Raw genomic sequence first — 7309 nt, 5'->3', positions numbered from 1 at the left:
AAAGCTTAAGGTGATTATAGCGATAGGTCTCACCTCTTCCCATCCCGAACAGAGAAGTTAAACCTATCAGCGCTGATGGTACTGCCCTTGGGTGGGAGAGTAAGTCGTTGCCTTTCTTCTAAAACCTCTAACATGTATTTGTTAGAGGTTTTTTTATGCTCTAAAATAACCCAGGCGATCGCAGGTAAGGCGATCGCAGCTCATCGCCTCGCAGCTCATCACCTCAACTCCGAGCACCTCACCTGCCATCGCCTCGCGAGTAGATCGAAATTTGAGCAATTCTTAACATTAATTAACACCATAGGCAAAAGGATTCCTTGTCTGATCAATTCATAACGCTTATTTTTGACAGTCTTTCATAAACTGATCAAATGTATTATAAATTTGCAATTATTACTTTTTTAACAATTACAGTGAGCTGTAACTGTAGATCTCAGGAACTTAGTTTCGAAGAGTACAATCCAACCTCTACCCTTGTTGTACCCGAAAATTTGGTTCTAAAGGCCAGATTTCCTTTTATAGATGTTCACGGGCACCAATACAGAATGCCTGAACAGGATCTTGGTCCTGTCGTTGCTGCCATGGATACATTGAATATGGGTATTATGGTGAACCTGAGTGGAAGGTCAGGTGATGAATTGATAAGATCAGTAAAAAACATCAAGGATCATTATCCAAATCGTTTTGTCGTTTTTGCAAACATAGACTTTGAAGGGGTAGGCACGCAAGGCTGGACCGAAAAAGCGGTGCTACAGCTTGAGACTGATATTAAAAACGGAGCTCGGGGGCTCAAAATTTATAAGAGCCTTGGAATGCGTTATAAGGACAGTGATGGTAAAAGAGTAACAATCGATGATTCAAGGCTCGACCCAATTTGGGCCAAATGCGGGGAGCTGGGAGTTCCTGTTTTGATACATGCCGCCGACCCTAAATCATTTTGGGATGAGTATGACGCTGACAACGAACGCTGGCTGGAGTTAAAAACACACCCCAGAAGAAAAAGGAGTGCAACCGATCCTGCGCCTTGGCAACAGATCATCAGTGAACAGCATCATATGTTCAGGAAGCACCCAGGAACGACCTTTATCAATGCGCATATGGGATGGTATGCCAATAACCTCGGAAAATTGAGTGAACTCATGGAGGAATTACCAAATATGAATGTGGAAATTGGTGCAATCATTGCAGAATTGGGCAGGCAACCCAGGTTTGCGAAAAAGTTTTTTGAAAAATACCAGGATAGAATCCTCTTTGGTAAAGATAGTTGGAAACCAGAAGAATTTCCAACGTATTTCAGGGTACTGGAAACGGCAGATGAATATTTCCCGTATCATAAAAAATACCATGCTTTTTGGAACATGTACGGGCTTGACCTGTCTGATGAAGTACTAAAAAAGGTGTATTATAAAAATGCGCTTCGCATAGTCCCCGGATTAGATAGCAGTTTGTTTCCTGAATAGGGTTAGCTTCAGGGATTTTAGAGAAAAATGAGCCTATTGTTTGATAATACCGGTAGCCAGAATTTTACCCCCTTCATTGATTTTTAAAAAATACAAACCTGCAGTTACCTTCGATAGATCTAAGGCATAATTAGACTTGTTGATATTCATTTCTTCAAAGATCAATCTTCCTGTAGGGTCATAGACACTAATATTCATCTCTTCAAATCCTGGTCGCTGTATATAAAAAACCGATGAAGATGGATTGGGATACAATTTGAAATTATTTTTTTCAAAATCGCCTGCGGCCAGCACGGCCGTTGCAGCAACGGTAAAATTGTCAATAGCTGCACCTTCTCCGTTTTCGGCCTGGTCTGACGCAAAAACGAACCTGAAAATAACATTGGGTTCCTTACTAAGGTCACTGAGATCATAACTATATTCCTTTACAGTGAGATCGGTTCCCGTCCATTGACGTCCAACCGTTATGGGGCGTTGAGGGTCGATAAAATTACTATTGTACCAATTTGGATCATTGGAACTGCCCAGAATAAGCCAGTTTTCTCCCTTGTCAACAGAGTATTCCAAATATAAAACATCCCAATTCAGCTCAATATCGAAGATCATATCGAATTTAATCATTGGGTTTTCAAGTTTGCTGAGATCGTAGCAGGGAGATATTAAATAACTCGTTGTTTCATCATAGTAATTGCCATTGGCATTGGTCACATAGACTTTGTTTAGTTTATTTTTAAACTGATTACTCGTAGCTTCTGACTTTTCCCAAAGTCCATTTGAATCACCCAAAGTGATCTCAAGCCACTGATCTTCATTAACATCTCCAAAAGTGTTGACATATTGACCTTCTCCCTGGCTGTTTGATGTAAATGAGGCATACAGGACGTTGTTATCGCCAAATGCATCGTTTTGCGCCGATATCTCCACGACGAGTTCGTGAGGCCCCATGGCAATCTCTGAATTATTTGGCAATTCTATTTGCCTCACTTCCTCAGAAGAGATTTCCCCGTTATAAGTATATTCGAAAGGAACTCCATCTACCTGATATTTGATAAGAATTGACTGGATGAGATTGACCCCGTTATTTTTAACCGTGATCACCGGCGTAATGCCGTTACACTGCACAGAATTGTTTGTATTGATGCTTAACAAGCTAAGATCTACATTGGCTTTGGACACTTCAATGGGTGATTGAAAAACACCACGCCCATATGTGCCGGCTGTAATAATCCTGTCTTCGATATTGATCTCGATATCATAAACAGGAGCATTTGGTAAGCCTTCATCAAATACTTCCCATTGGGTCATGGTGTCATTAATGTGATACACACTAATATTAGTACCTAAAAACAAGTCGTTGACCAAACTTTGATTTTGGTGTTTTATCACTAATTTAGAGTCATCCGGCAGGTTTCCCGAAATATCCTGCCAATTACTCCCTCCATCAATTGATTTTAAAACCTGCCCGTTGGTTCCGGAGGTTGTCACATAGATTATATTCTCGTCCTGATGATTGATTTCAACCGAAGATATTAAGTTAGAAAACATGAAATCTATTTCTTCAAATGAAATTCCTTTATCAGAACTTTTAAAAAGCTTATTGATGCGAGAAGCATACATCACCTGCTCATTAGACGGAGCGATACTTAAATTGTTTAGGTCACCGCCAAAAACATCTGAAGAAACGGCCTCCCATTGATTGTTAACCAATTGATAAACTCGAGAATATCCTGCATAGAGATTGCCTTTTTGATTGGCTTCAAGCGGGGTTACCCAGTTGCCTCCACTGTCTTGATTGTCGTCATCTACTTCTTCCTTTGGGGCCTCAGTCACGGTTCCTCCTTGAGTTTGGCCTCCGTTATAGGTTACATTTAACCTACCGCCATATTGACTAAAACCATAATAAATATTTTCATCATTTGGGTCAACCACACAATCCATTCCATCTCCTCCGTGGTATTCGTGCCACGTGCCATTGCTATAGCCAAAACCACCGTTGTCCTGAAGTCCTCCGACAATATTGGATGCATTGCTTTTGGCCGTAGAAATTTTATAGTACTGGCTAATGCTTAGATTTTCTGTTAAATCAACAAAGCTATCCGCATTATTTGATGACATGTAAATGCCGCCATCAGTTCCGGCAAATAAATTACCATTGAAATACCTTAAAAAATGTATATCTGCATGTGTATATGCCGGGTCAGAAGGATCCCACCATCTGTTTTTCTGGACAAAACTTTTACCCCCATCGTCCGAACGCCATATATCAAGTACTCCCACAAGAACGACCTCAGCGTCAACTGGACTTACTGTAAGGGCCATATCATACCAGGCCTGCGTACTGCCGCCAAAAATATCTTCCAGAACTTCGGTTGTATTAAAACTTACACCCGCATCAATCGACTTGTATAAGCCTTGAAATGAATTATCATCAATATTTGAACTTAGCAAATAAACCACATCTGAGTTGGCAGGGCTCACATCTATGGCAAAACGAGCGGAGGATTCAGGAAGACCACTACTTACTAGGGTAAAATTTTCACCTCCATTAGTGGACCTGTAGAATTTAGAACGGCTTACGGCATAAACAACATCAGGATCGTCAGGCTTTAATTTAAAATCAACAATATTATTTGCTATTTTCTTCGACCAGTTCTGTCCGGCATCGGTGCTTTTAAAAAATCCCTGATTAGTGCTTACCCAGAGTATATCTGAATTTTCAGGATGTATATAAATTTCATTTGAAATCGCATTCATGGAAGAAAAATCCAAGCCGGTTTTTTTCCAGGTAGTTCCTCTGTCGGTAGATTTTAAAACGCCTACACTATAGGTATCCCGTGCATCATCATCTCCTGTAGCAATATAAATAACATTTGAATTATTTTTATCTATGGCAATACCCGATACTCCAATCTGAGGGAGTTCATCTGTGAGCGGCATCCAGTTCAAACCTGCATCAGTTGAGCGCCAAAGACCGCCGGCAGGCGCTCCCACATAATACGTATTGGGTGCGTTAGGATCAATGATAAAAGTATTCACCCGTCCCTGACCTTGCTTCACATTTGTGGTATATGGCCCTATAGACTTCCAGTTGCTAACAGCGCTTTTAGAAAGGCTGTTTTTCTGTTGCCAGGATTTCCATATGAATTCCGGAGTGGCTAAAGCTCCGTTTTTTGATAGTTGATGGCGCCAATGGTTTTGCCATCGTTTAAAAGGTTTATATCCGCTTCCCTTTTTACGATGGTCTTTCCCTATCCAATAGGCATTGAATGCATTGTTCAACTGCTCCATCGACTGATGGCGATTCGTTTTTTTCTGGTCGGTTGTATTCATCCAAGGCGCAGCTTCGTTGAATTGACCAATTGCATTTGAAGTAATAAACAATAAAAAAAGGAAAGTAACTTTTCTCATTCAAGGGGAATTGTAGCAATATTTTGTCTTTCAAATATACCAAAATTTTGTTAGTTCAAAATACGGAGGTATTTGTCTCAAACATATCCATAGGTCAAATGCGACCAGCGTCATAATATGGAAAATGAATATTTCTGAATTCAGAAAACTTCCCTGATTTTTAAGGGTTTTCCTCTTTCCCGATAGAGTCTGTTTTTGGTTGCTCGAGGATTTCATCGACAAATTTGCTGATCTCACTATTGAGTTGGTCCTGTGAGCTCATATTGTTGATTTTCAGGTTCAAAGCTGAAAAAGCTTCGATGATATTATTGTTTTCTTCAGCTACAAGTTGTTCTGTGATTGTTGGTATGGTCGACATATCTGCCAGGCGCAAGGTTTCGGTGTACAATACGTTGAGCCGTATTTTAACTTCGGGAATATTTAGTTTTTCTACCCGGATTGAATCCCTTAGTTGCTGAGCAAGAACAGATAATTCCACACTGTTTAAAAGAGCTTCATTCATCGATATTTCCTGGTATTGACTAATGAGGTCATCAAATTTCTGGTACTCTCCCCAGGGAGCGACTAATTTTTTGGATTCTTCGTTTAATCTTGAAATCGGTTTGTCTGATTTGATCACGCTGCTTTCTGATACGGCTGTTGTATTTTCTTCAGCTTTTTCCTGCTCTTTGTTTTTACAGGATGTAAGCAAAAGCGACAGTAAAAATAATCCCAAAAAAATCTTAGGCATAATAATGAATTTACGATTCAAAAATAAACAATAAAATCAAAGAGTATGGCATGGTATGAATAGTTTTTCTATTGGAGAACTGCTATCTTTGGTACATTATTTTTAAAACATAAAGATGGGTTCTAAAATTCTAATTATTGGGTCGAGTGGACAAATAGGAACTGAATTGGTTTTAAAACTGAGAGAGATTTACGGTAATGAAAATGTCATCGCCTCGGATATCCGAAAAGGGAATTATGAGGTGATGGAGTCGGGACCTTTTGAATTTCTTGATGTGACCAATAAAAAGGATATTGAAGAAGTGCTGATCAAACACCAGATTAAAGAGGTTTATTTGATGGTAGCCATACTGTCGGTCATTGCTGAACAGAACCCCCAAATGGCCTGGGACCTTAATATGAGCTCTCTTTTCAATGTTCTTGAACTTGCCAGGAAGGGGATTATTGATAAAGTGTTTTGGCCAAGCTCTATAGCTGTATTCGGACCCGAAACACCAAAAAAGATGACTCCGCAAGACACAATCATCAAGCCTTCAACGGTATATGGTATCAGTAAATTAGCGGGTGAAAACTGGTGCGCTTATTACAGCCGGAAATATGGCATTGACGTGAGAAGTCTTCGTTATCCAGGGTTGATAAGCTATAAAACAACACCCGGGGGCGGAACTACAGATTATGCAGTTGAAATATTCTATGAGGCCATCAGAAGAAAATCCTATACTTGTTTTCTTAAGGAAGATACAGTACTGCCGATGATGTATATGGATGATGCGATCAATGCAACAATAAACTTAATGCAGTCTCCCAGGATGGATGATTATATTTCGTATAATATAGGAGCATTCAGTTTTTCGCCTAAGCAACTGGCTGAGGCCATACAAAAGCAGATACCTGAATTTACGATTGCTTACAATCCGGATTCAAGACAGGAAATTGCTGAATCATGGCCCGAAAGTGTTGATGATTCCCAGGCAGGAAAAGATTGGGGTTGGGAGGCAAAAACTGACCTTGACAAAATGGTTGTTTTAATGTTACAGGGGTTACATTATACTATTAGTTAGTTCTTATTTTTGTTTCGTCTAAAGGACTCAAAAGTTAACTACAAGATGAAAGAAATAATAGAGAATAGTTTAAAATCAGCGCAGAGTTATACTGATTATAAGGAAATGGTATTACATTTACTTGAAGAAGGGAAATCAACGGGAATGGTTCAGAATAATGACTTGTTCCATTATACCAAGTTGAATAATCAAAGGATGAAACGACTTGACAAGCAGACCAAGCTCCATGAAGAAACGCTTACTAAAACTCAGAAGATCAATAGAGAGTTTACATGGCTGGTTCTGACGGAGAGCTGGTGTGGAGACGCTGCTCAAACACTCCCGGTCATTAATAAATTCGCAGAGGCGAATAAAAAGATTGATCTAAAAGTGGTTTTAAGAGACGAAAACGAGGAATTGATGAATAAGTTTCTAACGAACGGGAGCAAATCCATTCCTAAACTTATTGTAGTTGACAATGCTTCATTGGAGGTTGTAGGTTCCTGGGGCCCTCGTTCTGCCGAAGCCTCAAAATTAGTAACTGAGTATAAAGAAAAACACGGCAAGATTGATGCCCAACTAAAAACCGATCTTCAAAATTGGTATAATGATGATAAAGGAACTCATATTGAAATGGAGATGTTAGAACTTATAGATGAGTTGATCGTTTAA

General features: G+C 39.6%; 5 protein-coding genes and 1 rRNA gene. 4 read left to right on the top strand and 2 right to left on the bottom strand.

Annotation, left to right across the window (positions count from 1 at the left end; all coding sequences use genetic code 11):
* The first annotated feature begins 6 nt into the window (after window positions 1-6).
* Both rrf and AABB81_RS07465 read left to right on the top strand, forming a co-directional pair.
* Window positions 7-116, top strand: a 5S ribosomal RNA gene (gene rrf / locus AABB81_RS07470).
* Window positions 117-371: 255 nt separating this feature from the next.
* Complete coding sequence (locus AABB81_RS07465) at window positions 372-1460, top strand: amidohydrolase family protein (RefSeq protein ID WP_342159619.1); 1089 nt, start codon at window positions 372-374, stop codon at window positions 1458-1460.
* 33 nt (window positions 1461-1493) lie between these two features.
* Here AABB81_RS07465 and AABB81_RS07460 read toward each other — a convergent pair whose 3' ends face one another.
* Window positions 1494-4868 (bottom strand): VPS10 domain-containing protein, encoded by a 3375-nt coding sequence (locus AABB81_RS07460; protein WP_342159618.1) that lies wholly within the window; start codon window positions 4866-4868, stop codon window positions 1494-1496.
* Window positions 4869-5028: 160 nt separating this feature from the next.
* The gene (locus AABB81_RS07455) at window positions 5029-5598 is read right to left on the bottom strand and encodes a hypothetical protein (protein WP_342159617.1); all 570 of its coding nucleotides are present in this window, start codon (window positions 5596-5598) and stop codon (window positions 5029-5031) included.
* Between the two features lie 115 nt (window positions 5599-5713).
* Between AABB81_RS07455 and AABB81_RS07450 the strand changes: the two genes are divergently transcribed.
* Entirely contained in the window at window positions 5714-6658 is a 945-nt protein-coding gene (locus tag AABB81_RS07450) for an NAD-dependent epimerase/dehydratase family protein (RefSeq protein ID WP_342159615.1), read from the top strand.
* Window positions 6659-6703: 45 nt separating this feature from the next.
* Complete coding sequence (locus AABB81_RS07445) at window positions 6704-7309, top strand: thioredoxin family protein (protein ID WP_342159614.1); 606 nt, start codon at window positions 6704-6706, stop codon at window positions 7307-7309.

Origin of the sequence: Lutimonas vermicola (genome assembly GCF_038433205.1) — a bacterium.
GTDB classification, from domain to species: Bacteria; Bacteroidota; Bacteroidia; order Flavobacteriales; family Flavobacteriaceae; genus Lutimonas; species Lutimonas vermicola.
Note: the sequence above shows the minus strand (reverse complement) of the source record. Positions and strands in the feature narration are given on the sequence as shown.

What these genes read in the sequence shown, in the direction of transcription:
- AABB81_RS07465 (WP_342159619.1), top strand. Translation starts at nt 372, where the DNA reads ATGTATTATAAATTTGCAATTATTACTTTTTTAACAATTACAGTGAGC.
- AABB81_RS07455 (WP_342159617.1), bottom strand. Translation starts at nt 5,598, where the DNA reads ATGCCTAAGATTTTTTTGGGATTATTTTTACTGTCGCTTTTGCTTACA.
- AABB81_RS07460 (WP_342159618.1), bottom strand. Translation starts at nt 4,868, where the DNA reads ATGAGAAAAGTTACTTTCCTTTTTTTATTGTTTATTACTTCAAATGCA.
- AABB81_RS07445 (WP_342159614.1), top strand. Translation starts at nt 6,704, where the DNA reads ATGAAAGAAATAATAGAGAATAGTTTAAAATCAGCGCAGAGTTATACT.
- AABB81_RS07450 (WP_342159615.1), top strand. Translation starts at nt 5,714, where the DNA reads ATGGGTTCTAAAATTCTAATTATTGGGTCGAGTGGACAAATAGGAACT.